Source organism: Stutzerimonas sp. NM35, assembly GCF_054604355.1.
The window spans coordinates 3,047,405-3,068,924 of record NZ_CM137728.1 but is presented as its reverse complement, the minus strand read 5'-3'; the positions used below and the strand labels follow the sequence as shown (position 1 = coordinate 3,068,924).

At 63.3% G+C, this 21,520-nt stretch carries 15 protein-coding genes; 10 read left to right on the top strand and 5 right to left on the bottom strand.

The genetic code is table 11. From position 1 onward, the window contains the following. Window positions 1-328: 328 nt before the first annotated feature. On the bottom strand, window positions 329-997 hold the full coding sequence (gene msrA / locus ACYCFC_RS14245; protein WP_459652009.1) for a peptide-methionine (S)-S-oxide reductase MsrA: 669 nt from the start codon (window positions 995-997) through the stop codon (window positions 329-331). Between the two features lie 54 nt (window positions 998-1,051). Next, the gene (locus ACYCFC_RS14240) at window positions 1,052-3,718 is read right to left on the bottom strand and encodes a sensor domain-containing protein (RefSeq protein ID WP_459652008.1); all 2,667 of its coding nucleotides are present in this window, start codon (window positions 3,716-3,718) and stop codon (window positions 1,052-1,054) included. A 107-nt stretch (window positions 3,719-3,825) separates the two neighbouring features. On the opposite strand from ACYCFC_RS14240, the gene ACYCFC_RS14235 reads away from it, so the two are divergent. After that, window positions 3,826-4,350, top strand: a complete 525-nt coding sequence (locus ACYCFC_RS14235; protein ID WP_459652007.1) for a hypothetical protein — start codon at window positions 3,826-3,828, stop codon at window positions 4,348-4,350. Window positions 4,351-4,427: 77 nt separating this feature from the next. Here the strand turns inward: ACYCFC_RS14235 and ACYCFC_RS14230 are convergent, their stop codons facing one another. From ACYCFC_RS14230 to aceE, 3 genes are all read right to left on the bottom strand, one after another. Further along, a complete protein-coding gene (locus ACYCFC_RS14230; RefSeq protein ID WP_459652006.1) occupies window positions 4,428-5,402 on the bottom strand; it encodes an IS110 family RNA-guided transposase in 975 nt (324 codons plus the stop codon). A 462-nt stretch (window positions 5,403-5,864) separates the two neighbouring features. Then, the gene (aceF, locus tag ACYCFC_RS14225) at window positions 5,865-7,529 is read right to left on the bottom strand and encodes a dihydrolipoyllysine-residue acetyltransferase (protein ID WP_459652005.1); all 1,665 of its coding nucleotides are present in this window, start codon (window positions 7,527-7,529) and stop codon (window positions 5,865-5,867) included. 27 nt (window positions 7,530-7,556) lie between these two features. Further along, window positions 7,557-10,202 carry a pyruvate dehydrogenase (acetyl-transferring), homodimeric type gene (gene aceE / locus ACYCFC_RS14220; protein WP_181083776.1) on the bottom strand — a complete coding sequence of 882 codons (2,646 nt, stop codon included), beginning with the start codon at window positions 10,200-10,202 and terminating at the stop codon, window positions 7,557-7,559. A 274-nt stretch (window positions 10,203-10,476) separates the two neighbouring features. Here aceE and glnE point away from each other — a divergent pair, with 274 nt between their 5' ends. The 9 genes from glnE (at window position 10,477) to ACYCFC_RS14175 (ending at window position 21,510) form a co-directional block, all read left to right on the top strand. Further along, window positions 10,477-13,422 carry a bifunctional [glutamate--ammonia ligase]-adenylyl-L-tyrosine phosphorylase/[glutamate--ammonia-ligase] adenylyltransferase gene (gene glnE, locus ACYCFC_RS14215; RefSeq protein ID WP_459652004.1) on the top strand — a complete coding sequence of 982 codons (2,946 nt, stop codon included), beginning with the start codon at window positions 10,477-10,479 and terminating at the stop codon, window positions 13,420-13,422. 48 nt (window positions 13,423-13,470) lie between these two features. Next, window positions 13,471-14,394 carry a branched-chain amino acid transaminase gene (locus tag ACYCFC_RS14210; protein ID WP_181083780.1) on the top strand — a complete coding sequence of 308 codons (924 nt, stop codon included), beginning with the start codon at window positions 13,471-13,473 and terminating at the stop codon, window positions 14,392-14,394. Window positions 14,395-14,469: 75 nt separating this feature from the next. Then, the gene (waaF, locus tag ACYCFC_RS14205) at window positions 14,470-15,519 is read left to right on the top strand and encodes a lipopolysaccharide heptosyltransferase II (protein ID WP_181083782.1); all 1,050 of its coding nucleotides are present in this window, start codon (window positions 14,470-14,472) and stop codon (window positions 15,517-15,519) included. Beyond that, the gene (gene waaC, locus ACYCFC_RS14200) at window positions 15,520-16,521 is read left to right on the top strand and encodes a lipopolysaccharide heptosyltransferase I (RefSeq protein WP_459652003.1); all 1,002 of its coding nucleotides are present in this window, start codon (window positions 15,520-15,522) and stop codon (window positions 16,519-16,521) included. Then, the gene (locus tag ACYCFC_RS14195) at window positions 16,521-17,642 is read left to right on the top strand and encodes a glycosyltransferase family 4 protein (RefSeq protein ID WP_181083786.1); all 1,122 of its coding nucleotides are present in this window, start codon (window positions 16,521-16,523) and stop codon (window positions 17,640-17,642) included. The genes waaC and ACYCFC_RS14195 overlap by 1 nt, the downstream gene beginning before the upstream one ends. A gap of 130 nt (window positions 17,643-17,772) precedes the next feature. Continuing rightward, window positions 17,773-18,588: a lipopolysaccharide core heptose(I) kinase RfaP gene (gene rfaP / locus ACYCFC_RS14190; RefSeq protein WP_181083788.1), complete on the top strand. Its 816-nt coding sequence runs from the start codon at window positions 17,773-17,775 to the stop codon at window positions 18,586-18,588. A gap of 14 nt (window positions 18,589-18,602) precedes the next feature. Next, window positions 18,603-19,322 (top strand): lipopolysaccharide kinase InaA family protein, encoded by a 720-nt coding sequence (locus tag ACYCFC_RS14185; RefSeq protein WP_181083790.1) that lies wholly within the window; start codon window positions 18,603-18,605, stop codon window positions 19,320-19,322. Next, window positions 19,319-20,074, top strand: a complete 756-nt coding sequence (locus ACYCFC_RS14180) for a lipopolysaccharide kinase InaA family protein (protein WP_459652002.1) — start codon at window positions 19,319-19,321, stop codon at window positions 20,072-20,074. The genes ACYCFC_RS14185 and ACYCFC_RS14180 overlap by 4 nt, the downstream gene beginning before the upstream one ends. Further along, window positions 20,071-21,510, top strand: coding sequence for a lipopolysaccharide kinase InaA family protein (locus ACYCFC_RS14175; RefSeq protein WP_459652001.1), 1,440 nt, complete (start codon window positions 20,071-20,073; stop codon window positions 21,508-21,510). Before ACYCFC_RS14180 ends, ACYCFC_RS14175 begins: the two co-directional genes overlap by 4 nt. Window positions 21,511-21,520: the final 10 nt, after the last annotated feature.

Below are 21,520 nucleotides of genomic sequence, written 5' to 3'. Positions count from 1 at the left end.
GCCGGAAGGTCTCTCTGTAAGCAATAGCTTACAAGTTGCGGTGCGGATGACTACTACAGCTTTATGCAGGCCATCGGTAGTCTTCTGCCACTAGGACGCCGCGCACGGAAGCGCAGACAACAATAAGGATGCTCGGGGAGCGCGCCAGGAAGGCGCAATTCACGGATGTCAGATTCAGTCTGCAAAGACCCTGCTTCGGCGGGGTTTTCTTTTTCTGCCTCCGCCATAGGCCTGATCCAGCGATGGCGGCGGTGTTGCTGTCATCTGCGGTGTCTGCGACGCAAGCGCCTGCTGCGATTCCATCCCGCTCGTTCAGGCGCAGCCTCGTTTATGGCTCGGCTGCTTCAGACGAGACCGGCATGCAGACTCCCGTACCACCAAGCCCGCAATAGCCGCCGGGGTTCTTTGCCAGATATTGCTGGTGATACGCCTCGGCGTAATAGAAGGCTGGCGCCTCGGCAATCTCGGTGGTGATCGGGCCGAAGCCGTGCTCGTTCAACTGGCTCTGGAAGCGCTCCTGGCTGCTTTGCGCCTGGGCCAGTTGTGCGCTATCGAAACAGTAGATGGCGGAGCGGTACTGGGTGCCGATATCGTTGCCCTGGCGCATGCCCTGGGTGGGGTTGTGGGCTTCCCAGAACAGCTTGAGCAGTTCGTCGTAAGTGATCGTCTGCGGGTCGAACACCACCAGCACGGCTTCCGTATGACCGGTCAGGCCGGAGCAGACTTCTTCGTAGCTGGGGTTGGGCGTGATGCCGCCGGCGTAGCCTACGGCAGTAGTCCAGACGCCCGGTTGTTGCCAGAAGCGTCGTTCCGCACCCCAGAAACAGCCCATGGCGAACAATGCCTGCTGCAAATGTGCGGGAAAGGGCGGCTGCAGTGAGTTGCCATTGACGAAATGGGCCGCCGGCACCTGTACCGCAGTGGCGCGGCCTGGCAGGGCCTGTTCCGTCTCCGGCAGAGACTGCTTGTGAACGAGAATATGTGAGCGCAGGGTCATGGCGTACTCCGGGCAGGGGCTTTGTGCACAGCCTAGCAGGCTGCCGTGCCGATATCAGGCCCAGCGCGGATAGCGTCTCAGGGCTTCGACGAGCTGGGTGCCGGGGATCGGTTTGTCGAACAGGTAGCCCTGGCCGATATCGCAGCGATGATGGCGCAGGAAGGCCAGTTGTGCGGTCGTCTCGATACCCTCGGCGACGACGCTCAGACGCAGGTTGCGCGCCATGGCGATGACGGCGGACGTGATTTCCATGTCGTCCTGATTGCCTGGAATATCCTTGATGAAGCTCCGGTCGATCTTGATCACATCGATGGGGAATTTCTTCAGGTAACTCAGGGACGAATAGCCGGTGCCGAAATCATCCATCGCCAGCGTTACGCCGAGCGCCTTGAGGCCGAGCAGTTGCTGGCGGGTCTCCTCGGTGGCATCGAGCAGCAGGCTTTCGGTCAGCTCCAGCTCCAGCAGATCGGGTGGCAGCTGTTCTTCGCGAAGAATGGTGGCGATGGAGTCGACCAGGTCGGGGTCGGAAAACTGTTTGGGTGACAGGTTGATGGCGATCTGTGGTGCGCCTAGGCCCAGGGTGGCCAGTTGCACACCGGTGCGACAGGCTTCCCGTGCGACCCACTTGCCGATGGGGATGATCAGCCCGGTTTCCTCCGCCACGCCAATGAACTGATCGGGCCGGATCATGCCCTTTTCAGGATGCTGCCAGCGCAACAGGGCCTCCAGGCCTTGCAGCCGCCCCGTGCGCAGGCACAGCTTGGGCTGGTAGAAGACTTCGAGCTCATCCTGGCTCAGGGCACGGCGCAGGTTGTTCTCCAGAAACAGCTTGTAGTTGGCCTCGGCGTGCAGGGCTTCGGTGAACACCTGCACTTGATTCTTGCCGTTCGCCTTGGCCTTGTGCAGGGCTTGCCCGGCATGTTTCATCAGCGTTTCCGGGTCGCGCCCGTGCAGCGGGGTGCAGGCCAGGCCCAGCGAGCCGCTGACGCTGATGAGCTGCTTGTCGACGAACAGGGGTTTGTCGAGGGTGCTCAGGACCTGATTGGCCAGGCGCTGGCCTTCTTCCAGTCCCATATCGTCGAACAGCAGGGCGAATTCATTGCTGGCGAAGCGCGCCAGCACGCCGTCACGGCTGAGGCCGTTGCGCAGGCGTCGCGCCAGGCTGCTGAGCAGCTTGTCGCCGGTCTGGTGGCCCAGGCTGTCGTTGATACGCTTGAAATTGTCGATATCGACCAGCATCAGGCACAGCCGGGGCTCCTTGCCGCTGGCGAAGCGTTCTTCGAGGCTGCGGATGAAAAAGGGGCGGTTGGCCAGGCTGGTCAGGTTGTCGGTGTAAGCCAGCCGCTCGATATGTTGCTGCGCCAGCTTGCTGTGGGTGATGTCTTCGTAGATGCCGATGTAGTGCGTCAGTTCGCCGCTTTCGGCGAACACCTTGGAGATCGACAGCTGCCCCCAGTAGGGCTCCAGATTCTTGCGGCGGCTGTGGAACTCGCCTTGCCAGCTGTTGTGTTGCGCCAGGCTGGACGAAGTGTCGAACAGCATCTCGCTGAGGTTCTCCAGTGCCGTCAGTTCGGCGAGGGGGCGCCCCCGGACCTCGTCCGCGGAATACTGGGTGATGGAGGTGAAGCTCGGATTGACGTAATCGACGATGCCTTCGCGGTCGACCAGAATGAAGGCGCTGGCACTCTGCTCGACCGCACGCTGGAACAGGTGCAGCGTATGGGTGGCGCTGAGTCGCTGCTGGTTGGCCAGTACCTGCGCATACTGGTCGGCGAGTTCGCCGGCAAAGGCGATTTCATCGGGATGCCAGGTGCGTTGATTGCCAGCATTCTCCAGGCAAAGTACGCCGCTCACTTCGCCGCCGAGCCGGATGGTCGCGTCCAGGATGGATGTGATTGCACGGGGTTTGAAAAAGCCCTCGACCAGCTCCTGGGTGCGTGGATCATCGCGGACGTTGCTCACGTCGAGCGCGCGTTCGCTGTGCAGTGCTTGCAGGTAACGCGGGTAGCGCGTCATATCCAGCGCCGTCGGGTATTCGTGGCTGTCGTTGTCGCGTCGGTAGGCGACGATGGCTTCCAGCCGATTGCCGTTCAGATGCCAGATGGCGGCGCGGGAGATTCCGTAGGCCTCGCAGGCGGCCTGGGTGATCAGTTGCGCTGCTTCGAGTTGCGGGTTGGACGAAGTGTAGCGATGCCGGGCAAGGCGAACGATCAGGCTCTGTTGCGCGCGGGAGCGGATCAGGTGTTCCAGATGATTGTCCTGGGCCTGCTGATGGAAATCGAGCATGGCTGAGGACAGAGCTTGCTGCGGTGCCATGTCCGTGGCGGTCTGTTGCTCGATGATCAGGTAGCCGCGGATCAGTTCACGTCCATACTGCTGGCAGACCTCACCGATCTCCAGCATGTTCAGCGGACCGCTGGCGGCGTGCAGGCGATAGCGGATGGAGTAATGACCCTGGCTGGCCAGCTGCGTTTGTATGATGTCATGCAGGCGAAGGCGCGCAGGGGGTTCCATCAGGCAGGCATAGGGCGAGTCGATCAGTGAGCAGAGCTCCTCCGCGGGCTGATCCAGGTAGCGCTCGCAGGCGGGGTCCAGATACAGCAAGGCCCAGCTGGATTCGTTCAAACGTTCGAAGCGCAGCATCCCGAGCCTTGAGGGCACTGGCAACTGCGTCACAACCTCGGTCGCCAAACGGCTGGCGGCATCGGTATGTATTTTCATCGAGCGGTTTGCTTCCAGTATGCTGCGGGAGTCTTTCACCAGCTGCGGCGTGTGTGCCCTGAGGCGCTTGCGTGGCTGAATTCATTCAACGACGGCAAGGGTGCATCATGCGGCAAGGCCTGACAAGTCGGCTTTCGAAGTTACTGGTTCTCTCGGTTTTCCTGGTCGTCGGCATACCCGTGCAGGCGGCTGAGACCAATACCCTGGGCTCCGATGAGCCGGGGAAATACCTCGCCGAAATCAAGGCCCTCTATCTGACCGCAGATGAGCGTATGGCGCTGCTTGCCCATGGCAATGCCCTGCTTGAAACCTACGGGCTGCGGGCGGCCTATCAGGTCGGCCAGGCCAATCCGCAGGACCTGCGCTATCGCCTGGATACGGGTGCGCCAGGCGAACTGCGCATTCGCGAAGAGCGGCGTGACGCAACCGGCGGCCTCGCAGTGCGCACCCGCAGTTTCTCGGTTTACGGTATGGATCCCTATGTGCAGTATCAATGTCCGCCGCAGGGGGTTGTCTGCACATTCGCCAGTCCCGGTGGCGAGCCCTGGTTGACCATCCTGCGTGATCCCAAGGGTGCCGAGGCGCTGGCCAAGGCATTGTCCTTCCTGTTCCGCAATCTGCAGAAAGGTTGAGCGGAGAGTCGCAAAAGCTTCGCGGCTGAAGCCGCTCCCACGGTGGGTGCAATGCCTCGTAGATACCGTCTTGCCCCTCACTTCGCAATAGCGAGTTCGAGGTTGAACGGTTCGCCGGATTTCAACACGCCATAGGCGATACAGAGCAATTTACGCATCGCCGCGCAGACGATCTGTTTGCCGGCTTTGCCTCTGGCTTTCATCCGCTCGACCATTGCCCGAATGGCAGGGTTACGGCTCATGGACGTAATGGCTGGCATGTAGAGCCCTGCGCGCAAGCTGGCCGACCCCATGCGGGAAATCCGCACATATCCTTTGAGTATTCCCGAGTCCTGTAGCTTGGGATTGAGCCCTGCAAAAGCGGTGACCGCTCGGCTGCTGCCGAAGCGTTGAATGTCCCCCAGTTCAGCCAGCAGAAGCGCTGCTGTCCGCTCAGCAATGCCGTCGATGCTCGTGAGCAGGTCACGCTGGCCGCGCAAGTCATCGTTGTCGTCGAAATGCTGCTTGATCGCTTCCAGCGTCTCGGCGATTTGCTGGCGTAAATGTTCAAGAACCGACTCGATCGACGCCTTGACCTTGGTCTCGCGGGTCACGTCCAGGCGGTTCTGTTCCATCTGCTCCAGCTCCTGAAGATCCTTCAGGCGATGCACCAGGGCCTTGAGGCGGCGAATGGACGGTGGATCAGGCTGCCAGGCACGCAGCTTGGCCTGATGCAGGCTGCCATAATCGGCAATGAGCTTGGCGTCGACCTTGTCGGTCTTCACCCGCTGCAATTGGCTGCGGGCGTAATAGGCAACCTGGGCCGGGTTGAGGACGCACACCCGGTAACCTCGCGCGAGCAGCCATTCGGCCAGGGCTTCGTAGTAGATGCCCGTCGCCTCCATGACGACCCATGCCTGCGGCTCGGCGTACTTGAGCAGCCATTGCTGGAACACCTCAAAGCCTGCTGAGTCATTGGTCAGCTTGCCTTTGGTGCGGTGCTTGCCGTTGCTCTGCAAGGTTGCGATGTCGAATGTGTGTTTGGCGATGTCGACGCCAACGACTATGGCCATGGTTTTCCTCCTCAGTGAACGGGTAGATCGTCACTGCATCCGTCCTACCTTGCTAATGCGAGCTCGTGGCTCAAGATACCGTTCGGACTTACTGGATGAGTGCGGAGGAGTGCAGCGTTATCTACGTCACAAGCTCGAAGCTTAAGGGCGGGTACTACTTGCACTCTCTCCCCCGATGATCAGCCGGGGACTATCGCCTCCTGAAAGGCTGCAGTCGAGATACAAGGTCGGGTCACGCTTCACCGATCCGACGAGCAAGGCTATCAGGCGCTGCAGAGAGTCGAGGTCTTGTTCGTCGGATTACGCCTTCGGAAACCCGGATTACGCCTTCGGCTAATCCAGGCTACGAAACCTGAAGACGTAGGATGGAATCGCCAACGGCGCTTCCGTCGATGAGCTAAAGGCGAATAAAAACGCCGCATCCGGTTGAAGGCATGCGGCGTTTTTGGTTGGCTCAGACGATCACAGCAGTATCGTGCGAATGTCCGCCAGCAGCTCGGAGAGACGCTTGGTGAAGCGCGCCGCCGCGGCCCCGTTGATCACGCGGTGATCGTAGGACAGCGACAGCGGCAGCATCAGGCGTGGCTCGAAGGCCTGACCATCCCATACCGGCTGCATGGTCGCCTTGCTGACACCCAGGATCGCCACTTCCGGCGCGTTGACGATCGGCGTGAAGCCGGTGCCGCCGATGTGACCCAGGCTGGAGATGGTGAAGCAGGCGCCCTGCATTTCATCCGCCGAGAGCTTCTTGCTACGCGCTTTCTCGGCCAGTTGCGCCGCCTCGCCCGCCAGCTGCAGCAGGCTCTTCTGATCGACGTCGCGGATGACCGGCACCATCAGGCCGTCCGGCGTATCCACGGCGAAGCCGACGTGCACGTACTTCTTGCGGATCAGCGCCTTGCCGCTGGGTGCCAGCGAACTGTTGAAGTCCGGCAGCTCCTTGAGCAGGTGTGCGCAAGCCTTGAGCAGCAACGGCAGCACGGTGAGTTTCACCCCGGCTTTTTCCGCCACGGCCTTCTGCGCGGTGCGGAAGGCTTCCAGCTCGGTGATGTCGGCTGACTCGAACTGGGTCACGTGCGGCACGTTGAGCCAGCTGCGGTGCAGGTTGGCGGCGCCGACCTGCATCAGGCGGGTCATCGGCACTTCTTCGGTTTCGCCGAAGCGGCTGAAATCGACCGTCGGAATCGGCGGAATGCCGGCGCCACCGGTGGCCTGGTCGCTGTCCTTGCGCTGCTGCAGCGTGGACTTGACGTAGGCCTGGACGTCTTCCTTGAGGATACGGCCTTTCGGCCCCGTACCCTTGACCTCGGCCAGATCGACGCCGAATTCACGCGCGGTCTGGCGTACCGCCGGACCGGCATGCACCTTGCTACCGGCCTTGCTCGGCCCGCTGACCACCGGCGGCGCCTTGCTGGCTGCTTCGGCTTCCGGCACGCCCTGCTTGTTCGGTGCGATGGACTGCTGCGGAACGGCTTCCTCAGGTGCATCGGCTTTTTTGGTTTCCGCGGCCTGCGGTTTGGCCTTTGCCGGCGCCGTGCCGGCGACCCTCAGTCGCAGGATCAGGTCGCCGGTCTTGGCTTGGTCGCCAATCTTGATTTCCAGGCTTTCCACCACGCCGCCCTTGGGTGCCGGGATTTCCATGCTGGCCTTGTCGGACTCCAGGGTGATCAGCGACTGTTCCGCTTCCACCGTGTCGCCGACGCTGACCATCACCTCGATGACCTCGGCGGTGCCGCTGGAACCGATGTCCGGAACCCGTACCTCTTCGACACTCTCGCCCGCAGGCGCTTCGGCGGATGCCGAAGCATCGTCATCGCCAGGCGGTGTCGATGCTTCGGTTTCATCCGCCGCGCCGCCGCTGGCCGCACCAGCCGGCTCGGCAGCCGCTTCGGCACCTTCGCTTTCCAGCTCCAGCAGCTCGTCGCCTTCCTTCAGCTTGTCGCCCATCTTGACCTTCAGGCTTTTCACCACGCCGGCTTTCGGCGCGGGGATTTCCATGCTGGCCTTGTCCGACTCCAGCGTCAGGATGCTCTGGTCGGCTTCGATACGGTCGCCGACCTTGACGAACAATTCGATTACTTCACCCTCACCGCTGCCGATGTCGGGTACGCGTATGGTTTCACTCACGATAGGTTCTCCTGTGCGCACGCAGCATCAGCAATCCAGGGGATTGCGCTTCTCGGGGTCGATACCGAACTCGACGATGGCCTCGGCCACCACCTTGCGCTCGATGGCGCCGCGATCGGCCAGCGCCTGCAGCGCGGCGACCGTGACCCAGCGGCGATCGACTTCGAAGAAGTCCCGCAGCTTGCGCCGCGAGTCGCTGCGACCGTAGCCATCGGTGCCCAGCACCTGGTATTCACGCGACGGAACCCACTGGCGAATCTGGTCGGCGAACAGCTTCATGTAGTCGGTCGACGCGATGACCGGGCCTTCGCGCCCCGCCAGGCACTGCTCGACGTAGCTCTTGCGCGGTTCTTCCGTTGGATGCAGACGGTTCCAGTGATCCACTGCCAGACCGTCGCGACGCAGTTCGTTGAAGCTGGTGACGCTCCAGACATCGGCGCCCACGCCCATCTTGGCGAGGATGTCCACCGCGGCCCGCACTTCCAGCAGGATGGTGCCCGAGCCCATCAGCTGCACGCGGTGCTTGAAGTCGCCCTTGGCTTCTTCGAGCAGGTACATGCCCTTGACGATGCCATCCTCGACACCCTCCGGCATGGCCGGCTGCTGGTAGTTCTCGTTCATCACGGTGATGTAGTAGTAGACGCTCTTCTGCTGCTCCATCATCTCGTGCATGCCGTGATGCATGATCACCGCCAGCTCGTAGCCGTAAGTGGGGTCATAGCTGCGGCAGTTGGGGATGGTGCTGGCGAGGATATGGCTGTGGCCGTCCTCGTGCTGCAGGCCTTCGCCGTTGAGCGTGGTGCGCCCGGAGGTGCCGCCCAGCAGGAAGCCGCGCGTCTGCGCGTCGCCCGCCGCCCAGGCCAGGTCGCCGATACGCTGGAAGCCGAACATCGAATAGAAGATGTAGACCGGCAGCATCGGCTGGTTGTAGTTGCTGTAGGCGGTACCGGCGGCGATGAACGAGGAGAAGGCGCCGGCTTCGTTGAGGCCTTCCTGCAGAATCTGCCCATTCTTCTCTTCGCGGTAGTACATCACCTGGTCGCGGTCGACCGGCTCGTACAGCTGCCCCACCGGGGAGTAGATGCCCAGCTGGCGGAACATGCCTTCCATGCCGAAGGTGCGCGCCTCGTCGGCGAGGATCGGCACGATGCGCTTGCCCAGATCCTTGTCCTTGATCAGCTGCGAGAGGATCCGGCCAAAGGCCATGGTGGTGGAAATTTCGCGCTCGCCGGAGCCGTCGAGTACGGCCTTGAGAGTTTCCAGCGGCGGCGTCGGGATGCTGAAGCTCTTGGGCCGGCGCTGCGGCAGCGAACCGCCGAGCTTCTCGCGGCACTTGCGCAGGTAGCGCATTTCCACGCTGTCTTCGGCGGGGCGGTAGAAGGGCAGATCTTCCAGCTGCGAGTCATCGACCGGGATGTTGAAGCGATCGCGGAATTTCTTCAGGCTCTCGGTATCGACCTTCTTGGTGTTGTGGGCGATGTTCTTCGCCTCGCCGGCACCGGTGCCGTAGCCCTTGATGGTCTTGGCCAGGATGACGGTGGGCTGGCCCTTGTGGTTGACCGCCTGGTGGTAGGCCGCATAGACCTTGTACGGGTCATGGCCACCACGGTTGAGGTTCCAGACCTCCTGGTCGGAGAGCTTCTCGACGCGCTTGAGCAGTTCCGGATCGGCACCGAAGAAATGCTTGCGCACATAGGCGCCATCGTTGGCCTTGTAGTTCTGGTACTCGCCGTCGATGGCTTCGTCCATGCGGCGCTGCATGCGGCCATCTTCGTCGGCGGCGAACAGCGGGTCCCACAGGCGTCCCCAGATGACCTTGACCACGTTCCAGTCGGCGCCGCGGAAGTTGCCTTCCAGTTCCTGAATGATCTTGCCGTTGCCGCGCACCGGGCCGTCGAGGCGCTGCAGGTTGCAGTTGATGACGAAGATCAGGTTGTCGAGGTTTTCGCGCCCGGCCAGTGAAATCGCGCCCAGGGTTTCCGGCTCGTCGCACTCGCCGTCACCGATGAAGCACCATACGCGCTGCTTGCCGGCGGGGATGAAGCCGCGGTTTTCCAGGTACTTCATGAAGCGTGCCTGGTAGATTGCCTGGATCGGACCCAGCCCCATGGACACTGTGGGGAACTGCCAGAAGTCGGGCATCAGGTGCGGGTGCGGATAGGACGAAAGACCGTTGCCATCGACTTCCTGGCGGAAGTTGTTCATCTGATCTTCGGTCAGGCGGCCTTCGAGGAAGGCACGGGCGTAGATGCCGGGCGAGGCGTGGCCCTGATAGTAGATCAGGTCGCCACCGTGTTCCTCGTTCGGGGCCTGGAAGAAATAGTTGAAGCCGATGTCGTAGAGCGTCGCGCTGGAGGCGAAGGTGGAGATATGGCCGCCCAGGTCAGGGTCCTTCAGGTTCGCGCGCATCACCATCGCCAGCGCGTTCCAGCGGACCAGGGAGCGGATGCGTCGCTCCATGAACAGGTCGCCGGGCATCAGCGCTTCGTGGCTGGCGGGAATGGTGTTGCGGTAGGGCGTGGTGATGGCGTAGGGCAGCTGGGTGCCGGTGCGGGTGGCCAGTTCACCCATGCGGGTCAACAGGTAGTGCGCTCGCTCTTCACCCTCGTTATCGAGTACGGATTCGAGGGCGTCCAGCCATTCCTGGGTTTCGACGGGATCGAGATCTTGCATGGCTTGCTCCAGGGCGGAAAGGCTTCCAGAATCGGTTGCCTGCTTCGCTGCCGGCTTTGTGGGCCGGCGCGTATATGTTCTTGGATTTTGTGCCGGGGGTAGAACCGGTCCTGTAGTTTTACTACAAAACTACGGTTGATTCAGCCCCCTGCAACATTCTTTCGTAGTAAAACTACAATTGCGGCGACTCAGCCTGTCCGGCTGATTTCAGCGCCAAGGCTCTAGCCTAGGTGTTTGCGCTGCCCGCAGCCGTTATCGGCACTGAGGATGCTATATGAGTCTGCCATCACAGGTTGCACTGCCGACATCGCTATTGCCATTGGTCACCCGTGCCAGGGAGTCGTTCCTCGATGCGGCGCGTGATGTCTCGGCGCAGGCCGTGGAAGAGTTCCTCGCCTGGCCTGTCGAGCGAGGTGAGGCTTTCGAGCGGGTCTGCGCGGCCAGCGATTTTGTCACTGAACAGGTTAGCCGAGATCCCGAAATGTTGCTGCAGCTGGCCGAGGCCGGGTTGCTTGAACGCCGCCTGCGCACGGGCGAGATGCACACGGCGCTGAATGCGCTGCTGGCCGATTGCGCGGACGAAGCCGCTCTGGCGACCCTGCTCAGGCGTTTTCGCAATCGCCAGCAGGTGCGGATCATCTGGCGTGATCTGACGCGCCAGGCGGACCTGGCCGAGACCTGCGGCGATTTGTCCGACATGGCCGATACCTGCATCGATCTGGCCTATCGCTGGCTGTATGCGCGCCATTGCGAACAGTTTGGCGTGCCGACCGGGCGCAGAAGCGGTCGCCCGCAACATCTGGTGGTGCTCGGCATGGGCAAGCTGGGCGCTCATGAACTCAATCTGTCATCGGATATCGACCTGATCTTCGGCTATCCGGAAGGCGGCGAAACTACGGGCGCGCGGCGCTCGCTGGACAATCAGGAGTTTTTCGTCCGCCTCGGACAACGACTGATCAAGGCGCTGGATGCGCCCACCGTCGATGGTTTCGTGTTCCGCGTGGACATGCGTCTGCGCCCCTATGGCTCATCCGGTGCGCTGGTGATGAGCTTCAACGCGCTGGAGCAGTATTACCAGGACCAGGGGCGCGACTGGGAACGCTACGCAATGATCAAGGCGCGAGTGGTCGGCGGCGATCAGGAGGCCGGCCGGGAGCTGCTCGATATCCTGCGGCCCTTCGTCTACCGGCGTTACCTGGATTTTTCCGCCATCGATGCGCTACGCGGCATGAAGCAGCTGATCCAGCAGGAGGTGCGGCGCAAGGGCGTGGCGGCGAATATCAAATTGGGCGCGGGCGGCATCCGCGAGGTGGAATTCATCGCCCAGGCGTTCCAGCTGATTCACGGCGGACGCGACCTGAGCCTGCAGCAACGACCGCTGCTCAAGGTGCTGGCGACCCTGGCGGGGCAGGGCTATATGCCCGCTGCTGCGGTCGAGGAGTTACGCGAAGGCTATGAATTCCTGCGTTACACCGAGCATGCGTTGCAGGCCATCGACGACCGTCAGACCCAGATGCTGCCCGATAACCGCATCGACTGCGACCGCGTGGCCTTCATGCTCGGTTTCGACGGCTGGAGCGCATTCCATGAACGGCTGCTGCATTGGCGCAGCCGGGTCGACTGGCACTTCCGCCAGGTGATCGCCGACCCCGACGAGGATGAGCTGGGCGAGGGTGAAGCGCTGGTCGGGGGGGAGTGGTTGCCGCTGTGGGAGCAGGATTGGGACGAGGAATTCGCCTGTCGCCAGTTGAGCGACGCGGGATTTCGCGACGGCCAGGTCGCCTGCCAGCGGCTCGCCGCGCTGCGCAGTGGCAAGCAGGTGCGGACCATGCAGAGGCTGGGGCGCGAACGTCTGGATGCCTTCATTCCACGGCTCCTGGCGCAGGCGGTCGAGCAGGATGATCCGGATCTGGTGCTTGAGCGGGTGCTGCCGCTGATCGAGGCAGTGGCGCGGCGTTCGGCCTATCTGGTGCTGCTGACGGAAAACCCCGGTGCCTTGCAGCGGCTGCTGGAGCTTTGCGCGGGCAGCCCCTGGATCGCCGAACAGATCGCGCGCTTTCCGCTGCTGCTCGACGAACTGCTCAATGTCGGGCGGCTGTTCCGGCCACCGCAGGCGCCGGAGCTGGCCGCCGAGCTGCGCGAGCGGTTGGCGCGCATTCCCGAGGATGACCTGGAGCAGCAGATGGAGGCGCTGCGTCATTTCAAGCTGGCGCACCGGCTGCGCGTGGCGGCCTCGGAGCTCGCAGGCACGCTGCCGCTGATGAAAGTCAGTGATTACCTGACCTGGCTCGCCGAGGCGATTCTCAACGAAGTGCTGGCCCTGGCCTGGCATCACACGGTGACGCGGCATGGCCGGCCCCGGCGCACCGACGGCGAGCTGTGCGACCCGGCCTTTATCGTGGTGGGCTACGGCAAGGTCGGCGGCATCGAACTGGGCCATGGGTCCGACCTGGACCTGGTGTTCATTCACGACGGCGATTCCAATGCGGAAACCGACGGCGCCAAACCCATTGATGGCGCGCAGTTCTTTACCCGCCTGGGCCAGCGCATCATTCATCTGCTGACGACCCAGACCACCTCCGGCCAGCTCTACGAAGTCGATATGCGCCTGCGGCCTTCCGGGGCTTCCGGGCTGCTGGTCGGCTCGCTGAACTCCTTCGAACGCTACCAGAGCGAGGAAGCCTGGACTTGGGAACACCAGGCGCTGGTGCGTGCGCGGGTGCTGGTCGGCTGCCCGCAACTGGCGCAGGATTTCGAGCGGGTGCGCGCCGCCGTACTGGGGCGACCGCGTGACCTGGGGCAGTTGCGCAGCGAGGTCAGCGAGATGCGTGCGAAGATGCGCGACAACCTTGGCACCCGCGTGACGCACGCCGGCATGGCGGACAAGGCGTTCGAGGCGCAGGGCGAGTTCAATCTCAAGCAGGACGCCGGTGGTATCGTGGATATCGAATTTATGGTGCAATACGCGGCTCTGGCGTGGTCGCACCAGCATCCGCAACTGCTGCGCTATACCGATAACATCCGCATTCTCGACGGGTTGGAGCAGGCCGGGTTGATGACCGGCGATGAGGTTCGGCTGCTGCAGGACGCCTACAAGGCCTACCGTGGCGCAGCTCACCGGCAATCACTGCAAAAACTGCCCGAAGTGGTGAGTGGGGACCAATTTCATGATGAGCGTCGCGCAGTCATGCGCATCTGGCGTGAGCTTGGGCTCAGCTGATTCTCGTCTGACAAACAGAGCATTTATCGAATTCCGAGGTGGCAACCAATGTCGATGGCCGATCGTGATGGCGTGATCTGGTATGACGGCGAACTGGTCGAATGGCGTAACGCGACCACACATGTGCTGACCCACAGCCTGCACTACGGCATGGGGGTCTTCGAGGGTGTGCGCGCCTACAACACGCCGCAGGGTACGGCGATCTTCCGCCTGCAGGCGCATACCGACCGCCTGTTCGATTCCGCCCACATCATGGGCATGAAGATTCCTTTCACCAAGGAACAGATCAACGAAGCGACCCGTGCCGCAGTGCGCGAGAACAACCTGGAAAGCGCCTACGTCCGTCCGCTGGTGTTCTACGGATCGGAAGGCATGGGCATCCGTGCCGACAACCTGAAGGTGCATGTGGTCATCGCGGCCTGGCATTGGGGCGCCTACATGGGCGACGAGGCGCTGGAAAACGGCATCAAGATCCGCACCAGTTCCTTCACCCGGCACCACGTCAACATCACCATGACCCGCGCCAAATCCAGCGGCAGCTACGTCAACTCGATGCTGGCGCTGCAGGAAGCGGTGTCCGCCGGTGCCGACGAGGCGCTGCTGCTCGATCCCGAAGGCTACGTGGCCGAAGGGTCCGGCGAGAACATCTTCATCATCAAGGATGGCGTGATCTACACCCCGGAAGTCACCGCCTGCCTGAACGGCATCACCCGCGGCACCGTGCTGGCGCTGGCGCGCGAATTCGGCATCGAGATCGTCGAGAAGCGCATCACCCGCGACGAGGTCTATATCGCCGACGAGGCCTTCTTCACCGGCACCGCCGCCGAGGTCACCCCGATCCGTGAACTCGACGGTCGCCAGATCGGCATCGGTCGCCGCGGCCCGGTTACCGAGAAGCTGCAGAAAGCCTACTTCGACCTGGTCACCGGCAAGACCGACGCGCACGCCGAATGGCGGACGCTCGTAGGCTAAAGGCTCTAGGCTGAAGGCTGGACGAGGTGCCTCTTCGTTCAGCCTCAAGCCTTTAGCCTATTAGCGGCTTTTGCTATGAATATTCTGATCGTAGGTCCCAGTTGGGTGGGCGACATGGTGATGGCGCAGACGCTGTTCGTCTGCCTGAAACAGCGCCATCCCGACTGCCAGATCGACGTGCTGGCGCCCGAGTGGAGCCGGCCGATTCTCGAACGCATGCCCGAGGTGCGCCAGGCGCTGAGTTTCCCGCTCGGCCACGGCGTGCTGGACCTGGCGACCCGGCGCACCGTCGCGCAGGGCCTGCGTGGTCAATACGAGCAGGCGATCCTGCTGCCCAATTCGCTGAAGTCCGCCCTGGTGCCGTTCTTCGCCGGCATTCCCAAGCGCACCGGCTGGCGCGGCGAGATGCGCTTCGGCCTGCTCAACGACATGCGCAAGCTCGACAAGCAGCGCTACCCGCTGATGATCGAGCGCTTCATGGCGCTGGCGTTCGAGGCGGATGCCGAGCTGCCCCGGCCTTACCCGCAGCCGCGCCTGCGGATCGACGAAGCCAGTCGCGCGGCGGCGCTCGCCAGGTTCGGTCTGGAGCTGGATCGCCCGGTGCTGGTGCTGTGTCCAGGTGCCGAATTCGGCGAAGCCAAGCGCTGGCCTTCCGAGCACTACGCTGCCGTGGCCGAGGCGAAGATTCGCGCCGGCTGGCAGGTGTGGCTGTTCGGCTCGAAGAAGGACCACCCGGTTGGCGAGGCGATTCGCGACGAATTGATTCCCGGCCTGCAGGAAGAAGCGATCAACCTGTGCGGTGAAACCAGCCTGGCCGAGGCCATCGATCTGATGTCCTGTGCCACGGCGGTGGTTTCCAACGATTCGGGCCTGATGCATGTGGCCGCTGCGCTCAACCGGCCCCTGGTGGCGGTATATGGCTCGACGTCGCCGCAGTTCACGCCGCCGTTGGCCGATCAGGTGGAGATCGTCCGTCTCGGCCTGGAATGCAGCCCCTGCTTCGACCGTACCTGCCGCTTCGGTCACTACAATTGCCTGCGCGATCTGCATCCGCAGCCGGTGCTGGATGCGCTGCAACGCCTGGCCGGCGACCCGCTGGCCGACCCGCTGCCGCTGGAGCACTGAGTGCGCGTTCTGCTGATCAAGACCTCGTCGCTGGGCGACGTCGTGCATACCCTGCCGGCGCTGACCGATGCGCAACGGGCGATTCCCGGCATCCAGTTCGACTGGGTGGTCGAGGAAGGCTTCGCCGAGATTCCCGCCTGGCATCCGGCGGTAGCCCAGGTGATTCCCGTCGCCATCCGTCGCTGGCGCAAGCACCCGCTGCAGACCCTGCGTTCCGGTGAGTGGCGGCGCTTCAAGGCGCGCCTGCGCGAAACCCGTTACGACTTGGTTATCGATGCCCAGGGCCTGCTGAAAAGCGCCTGGCTGACCCGCTACGTCAAGGCGCCGGTGGCCGGCCTGGATCGCGACTCGGCACGCGAGCCGCTGGCGTCGCGCTTCTATGATCGCCGCTATGCCGTGCCGTGCGAGCAGCATGCGCTGGAACGGGTGCGCCAGCTGTTCGCCCATGCGTTGGGCTACCAGCTGCCGCAGGATATCGGCGACTACGGCCTGGATCGCGCTCAGTTGGCCGCGCCTGGCGAGCAGCCTTATCTGCTGTTCCTGCACGGTACCACCTGGCCGAGCAAGCACTGGCCGGAAACCTACTGGCGCGAGCTGGCCGAGCGCATGAGCGCCTTCGGCTGGGCGATTCGCCTGCCCTGGGGCAACGCCGAGGAGAAGGCCCGCGCCGAGCGTATCGCCGAAGGCATCGACGGCGCGTCCGTGCTGCCCCGGCTGAATCTTGGCGGCGTGGCCAAGGTGGTCGCCGGTGCCCGCGCCTGCGTGGCGGTGGATACCGGGCTCGGGCATCTGGCCGCCGCGCTGGATGTGCCGAGCATCTCGCTTTACGGCCCGACCCTGCCTGGGCGCGTGGGCGCCTATGGTCGCTCGCAAGTGCATTTGTGCGCGACAGGCCCGAACGCCGGCAAAGGCGACCGCCACATACCCTGCTTCGACGACCTGCTGCCCGAGCGCGTCGCCAGTGAACTCAAGGCCCTGTTGCGGTCATCGGAGACGAACTGATGCAATTGGCCTTTATCCTCTACAAGTACTTTCCCTTTGGCGGGCTGCAGCGCGATTTCATGCGTATCGCGCTGGAATGCCAGCGTCGCGGCCACGGCATCCGTGTCTACGCGATGATCTGGGAAGGCGAGGTGCCGGACGGCTTCGAGGTGCTGATCGCACCGGTCAAGGCGCTGTTCAATCACACCCGCAACGAACGCTTCACCGCCTGGGTCGAGCGTGATCTCGCAGCGCGTCCGGTGGATCGCGTGGTGGGTTTCAACAAGATGCCGGGTCTGGATGTCTACTACGCCGCCGACCCCTGCTTCGAGGACAAGGCGCAAACCCTGCGTAATCCGATCTATCGCCGCTGGGGCCGCTACAAGCACTTCGCCGAGTACGAGCGAGCGGTGTTCGCGCCCGACTCGAAAACCGAGATCCTGATGATTTCCGAGGTGCAGCAGCCGTTGTTCGTCAAACACTACGGCACGCCGGCGGAGCGTTTTCATCTGCTGCCGCCGGGCATCGCCCAGGACCGCCGCGCGCCGGCCAATGCAGCGGAAATACGTGCCGAGTTTCGCGAGGAGTTCGAGCTGGGCGCCGACGAGCTGGTGCTGGTGCAGATCGGCTCCGGCTTCAAGACCAAGGGCGTCGACCGCAGCCTCAAGGCGCTTGCAGCGCTGCCGCGTGAGCTGAAGAGGCGCACACGGCTGCTGGTGATCGGGCAGGACGATCCCAAGCCCTTCAAGCTGCAGGCCAAGACACTGGGTATTTCGAGCATGGTGGAGTTTCTCAAGGGACGCAGTGATATTCCGCGCTTTCTGCTGGGCGCCGACCTGCTGATCCATCCCGCCTACAACGAAAATACCGGCACCGTCCTGCTGGAGGCGCTGGTTGCCGGCCTGCCGGTGCTGGTCAGTGATGTCTGCGGCTATGCCCACTATATTGGCGATGCCGATTGTGGCCGTGTCGTGCCCAGCCCGTTCGAGCAAGCCACGCTGGACCGCATGCTGGCGCAGATGCTCGCCGATGATCAGCAGCGTGTCGTCTGGGGCCGCAATGCGCTGCGCTATGCCGACAGCGCCGATCTTTACAGCATGCCGCAGCGCGCTGCCGATGTGATTCTCGGGGAGCGGCCATGAGCGAGCAGGCTGTTGCGGCCCGGTTCACGGGCATGGCCCGTTCCTACAAGGTCAGGACGCAGGCTGCGTGCCGCCTCGTAGGAACGGACCATGCCCACGAAGCCGCTCATGGCGCGAGCGGGTGTCAACAATGAAGCTGATCCTCGCCGAACCCTTCAAAACCCTCTGGCAAGGCCGGGACCCCTTCGTCGAGGTCGAGCGCCTGCAAGGCCAGATCTACCGCGAGCTGGAGGGGCGTCGCACGCTGCGCACCGAGATTGACGGTCGCGGCTACTTCGTCAAGATCCATCGCGGCATCGGCTGGGGCGAGATCGTCAAGAACCTGCTCACCGCCAAGGCCCCAGTGCTCGGCGCAGGCCAGGAATGGCGAGCCATCGAGCGCCTGCAAGAGGCCGGCGTGCCGACCATGACAGCCGTCGCCTACGGCGAGCGCGGGGCCAATCCGGCGACCCAGCACTCGTTCATCATCACCGAAGAGCTGGCGCCAACCGTCAGCCTCGAGGATTTTTCGGTCAATTGGCGTGAACAGCCGCCGTTACCGGCGCTCAAGCGCGCACTGATCGCCGAAGTCGCACGCATGGCCGGCACCATGCACCGCGCCGGGGTCAATCATCGGGATTTCTATATCTGCCATTTTCTGTTGCACACCGACAAAGCCGTAACCGCTGAAGATTTCCGCCTGTCGCTGATCGACCTGCACCGCGCCCAGGTTCGCCCCGGGACGCCACGCCGCTGGCGCGACAAGGATCTGGCCGGGCTGTACTTCTCGGCACTGGACATCGGCCTGACCCGTCGCGACCGCCTGCGTTTCCTGAAGGGCTATTTCAAAAAGCCGCTGCGCGAGATCCTGCGTGACGAAGCGGTCTTGTTGCGCTGGCTGGAAGGCAAGGCGGAGAAGCTGCAGGCGCGCTTCGAGCGTAAATACGCACCGGGAGCACAAGGGTGAGCGGCTGGAAGATCATGACTGATCTGGATGCCGCAGCCGCACGGGCGTTTGCCGATCTGGATGCCGTGTTCGCGCTCGAAGGCGAGCCGATTGCACGCGATCCGCTGTCGGAGGTCATCCGGGTCGAGATCGAAGGCCTGCGCTATTACGTCAAGCGCTACTGGGCTGCCGGCAAGGGGCTGCGGCGCTATCTGGGCCGACCGCGAGTCAAGGCCGAGTGGCAGAACCTCAAGCATTTCGAATGCTGGGGCATTCCCGTTGCGCCGCTCGTGGCCTGGGGGCTGCAGCGTCGCGCAGGGGCATTCGTGCGTGGAGCGCTGATTACCCTGGAAGTCCCCAATACTGTCGACATGGCGGCCATGGCGCAGAAGGCCGATCCACGGCTGGCCGACTGGCGCTGGGTCAGGCGGCTCAGCGAGAAGCTGGCCCATGCCACCCGGACGCTGCATGACCACCGATTCGCTCACAATGACCTGAAATGGCGCAACCTGCTGGTCAACGATGCTGACGAACTCTTTCTCATCGACTGCCCGTCGGGGGATTTCTGGCGGGGACCGCTGTTGCGCCGACGCATCGTCAAGGACCTGGCCTGCCTGGACAAGGTGGCCAAATATCAGCTGTCACGCAGCCAGCGCCTGCGTTTCTACCTGCAATACCAGCGCCGCAAGCATCTGACCGCTGCGGACAGGGCGATGATCGGCCAGGTATTGGCCTATTTCGAGGGCCGCGAATGAGCGACTTTATCGCCGCTGAGGATGTGTCGACCCTGAGCAGACACGGGCTCGACAGTTTCGAGGCGCTGTGGGAGCTTCAACTGGTGGCGGTCGATGCACCCAACGAGGGGCGTGGCGGCTGGAGCAGCGTTTTCCGCCTGCAGCTGGATGAGACGGCCTACTACCTGAAGCGGCAGAGCAACTACTTTATCCGCTCGCTGACGCGGCCTCTTGGCGAGCCGACGCTTACCCGTGAGTTTCGCAATATCCGCCACTACCAGAGCAAGGGGATTCCCGCCTTGCAGGCGGCTTTTCATGGCGAGCGCGTGGTGGCCGGCGAGCGCCGCGCGATTCTGCTGACCCACGCTCTGGATGGCTGGACCGACCTGGAGGCGCTGCTCGCGCGTTGGCAGCAACTGGCGGTCGCTGAGCGCCGCGATATCCTGAACGCCTGCGGGCACCTTGCTGCGCAAATGCATGGCGCGGGCCTGAAGCATGGTTGCTTCTACCCCAAACACATCTTTCTGCGCACCGCCGAGGACGGCTACGAAGCCTGTCTGATCGATCTGGAGAAGACCCGGCCAATGCTGTTCGACAGGGCGGGGCGCTTGCGCGATATGGAGGCACTGATGCGCCGCGCCGCGCCGTGGAGCGATGAGGAAAGGCGCATGCTGCTGGCTCGCTACCTCGGGCTGAAGGGCGATGATTCGCAGCTCGATGCCTGGCTGGATCGTCTGCGGGCGCGTCGGCAAAAGAAGGAGGCGCGGATATGAAACTGTCCGAACTGGCGCACGCAGGGCGCGCTCCACAGCTGCCGCTCAGCGTGGATATGGCCGCCGGTCAGCTGCAACTGCTCGAATGGCTTCGCGTGCTTCCGGGGCAGCGCTACGTTGCCCGGGCCGAATGGCAGGGGCGTACTGTGTTCGCCAAGCTGATGGTCGGTTCCAGAGCGGAGCGGCATTTCCAGCGTGAGCGTGAGGGGGCCGTGCTGCTCCGTGCGCAGCAGATGGCGACACCGGAACTGTTGGCCGAGGGCTACGAGCCGGAGCAGGGCGGTTGGTTGCTGTTCGACTTCCTCGAAGGCGCCGAAAGCCTTGGCGCGGCCTGGCAGATGGTCGAGCGCGAGCCGCCGCTTTCCGATGCCCAGCAGGAAGTGCTCGGCGAGGCGCTGGGCGCGATTGCCCGGCTGCACGCCAGAGGCCTCTGGCAGAGCGATCTGCATCTGGACAATCTTCTGCGCCATGATGGCCAGTTGTACCTGATCGATGGCGGCGGGGTGCGGGTCCAGGCGCCCGGCCAGCCGCTGGCGCGCGAGCAGGTGCTGGAGAATCTCGGCCTTTTCTTCGGTCAGTTGCCGGCCACGCTGGAGCCCTTCATCGAAGAACTGCTGGTGCATTATCTGCTGGTCAACGGCGAACACGCCTTGCCCATGGAGACCCTGAGCCGGGAAGTGACCAAGGTGCGACGCTGGCGCCTGCGTGATTACCTCGACAAGACGGGCCGCGATTGCACCCTGTTCAGCGTTCGGCGCGGTGCCAGCGGTTTGCTGGCGATGCGCCGTGAAGAAGAAGCCAGGCTGCAATCGCTGCTCGCCGATCTCGATCATGGTATGGCTGGCGGGCGCTTTCTCAAAAAAGGCGGCAGTGCGACCGTCGCTCTGGTCGAAGTGGATGGCCGGCCCCTGGTCATCAAGCGCTACAACATCAAGGGGCTGGGGCACTGGCTGCAGCGTTGCTGGCGCCCGACGCGGGCCTGGCACAGCTGGGTGGAAGGCAATCGGCTGGATTTTCTCGGTATCGCCACGCCCAGACCTTTGGCCGTGCTCGAGCATCGCTGGCTGGGCTTGCGCGGACGCAGCTATCTGATTACCGAATATGCGGGGGGGCAGGATATAATCGCGCGTTTTCAGCCGTATCTTGCCGAGTCGCCGCCCGAGTCCGAACTGACGGCGCTGCGGCAGCTGTTCGAGTCGTTGCTGCGAGAACGTATCAGCCACGGCGATATGAAAGGCACCAACCTGCTCTGGCAGGACGGGCGCTGGCTGCTCATCGATCTTGATGGCCTGCGCCATCACCACAGCGACGGGGCGTTCCTGCAGGCGTTTGCCAAAGATCGTGCGCGTTTCCTGCGCAACTGGCCGGCTGACTCGGCGCTTTATCGGCTGTTGGACGAACGATTACCGAAGGACAGCTTGAAGCCCGAAGCTTGAAGCTGGAAGA

What these genes read in the sequence shown, in the direction of transcription:
- msrA (WP_459652009.1), bottom strand. Translation starts at nt 997, where the DNA reads ATGACCCTGCGCTCACATATTCTCGTTCACAAGCAGTCTCTGCCGGAG.
- ACYCFC_RS14240 (WP_459652008.1), bottom strand. Translation starts at nt 3,718, where the DNA reads ATGAAAATACATACCGATGCCGCCAGCCGTTTGGCGACCGAGGTTGTG.
- ACYCFC_RS14235 (WP_459652007.1), top strand. Translation starts at nt 3,826, where the DNA reads ATGCGGCAAGGCCTGACAAGTCGGCTTTCGAAGTTACTGGTTCTCTCG.
- ACYCFC_RS14230 (WP_459652006.1), bottom strand. Translation starts at nt 5,402, where the DNA reads ATGGCCATAGTCGTTGGCGTCGACATCGCCAAACACACATTCGACATC.
- aceE (WP_181083776.1), bottom strand. Translation starts at nt 10,202, where the DNA reads ATGCAAGATCTCGATCCCGTCGAAACCCAGGAATGGCTGGACGCCCTC.
- glnE (WP_459652004.1), top strand. Translation starts at nt 10,477, where the DNA reads ATGAGTCTGCCATCACAGGTTGCACTGCCGACATCGCTATTGCCATTG.
- ACYCFC_RS14210 (WP_181083780.1), top strand. Translation starts at nt 13,471, where the DNA reads ATGTCGATGGCCGATCGTGATGGCGTGATCTGGTATGACGGCGAACTG.
- waaF (WP_181083782.1), top strand. Translation starts at nt 14,470, where the DNA reads ATGAATATTCTGATCGTAGGTCCCAGTTGGGTGGGCGACATGGTGATG.
- ACYCFC_RS14195 (WP_181083786.1), top strand. Translation starts at nt 16,521, where the DNA reads ATGCAATTGGCCTTTATCCTCTACAAGTACTTTCCCTTTGGCGGGCTG.
- rfaP (WP_181083788.1), top strand. Translation starts at nt 17,773, where the DNA reads ATGAAGCTGATCCTCGCCGAACCCTTCAAAACCCTCTGGCAAGGCCGG.
- ACYCFC_RS14185 (WP_181083790.1), top strand. Translation starts at nt 18,603, where the DNA reads ATGACTGATCTGGATGCCGCAGCCGCACGGGCGTTTGCCGATCTGGAT.
- ACYCFC_RS14180 (WP_459652002.1), top strand. Translation starts at nt 19,319, where the DNA reads ATGAGCGACTTTATCGCCGCTGAGGATGTGTCGACCCTGAGCAGACAC.
- ACYCFC_RS14175 (WP_459652001.1), top strand. Translation starts at nt 20,071, where the DNA reads ATGAAACTGTCCGAACTGGCGCACGCAGGGCGCGCTCCACAGCTGCCG.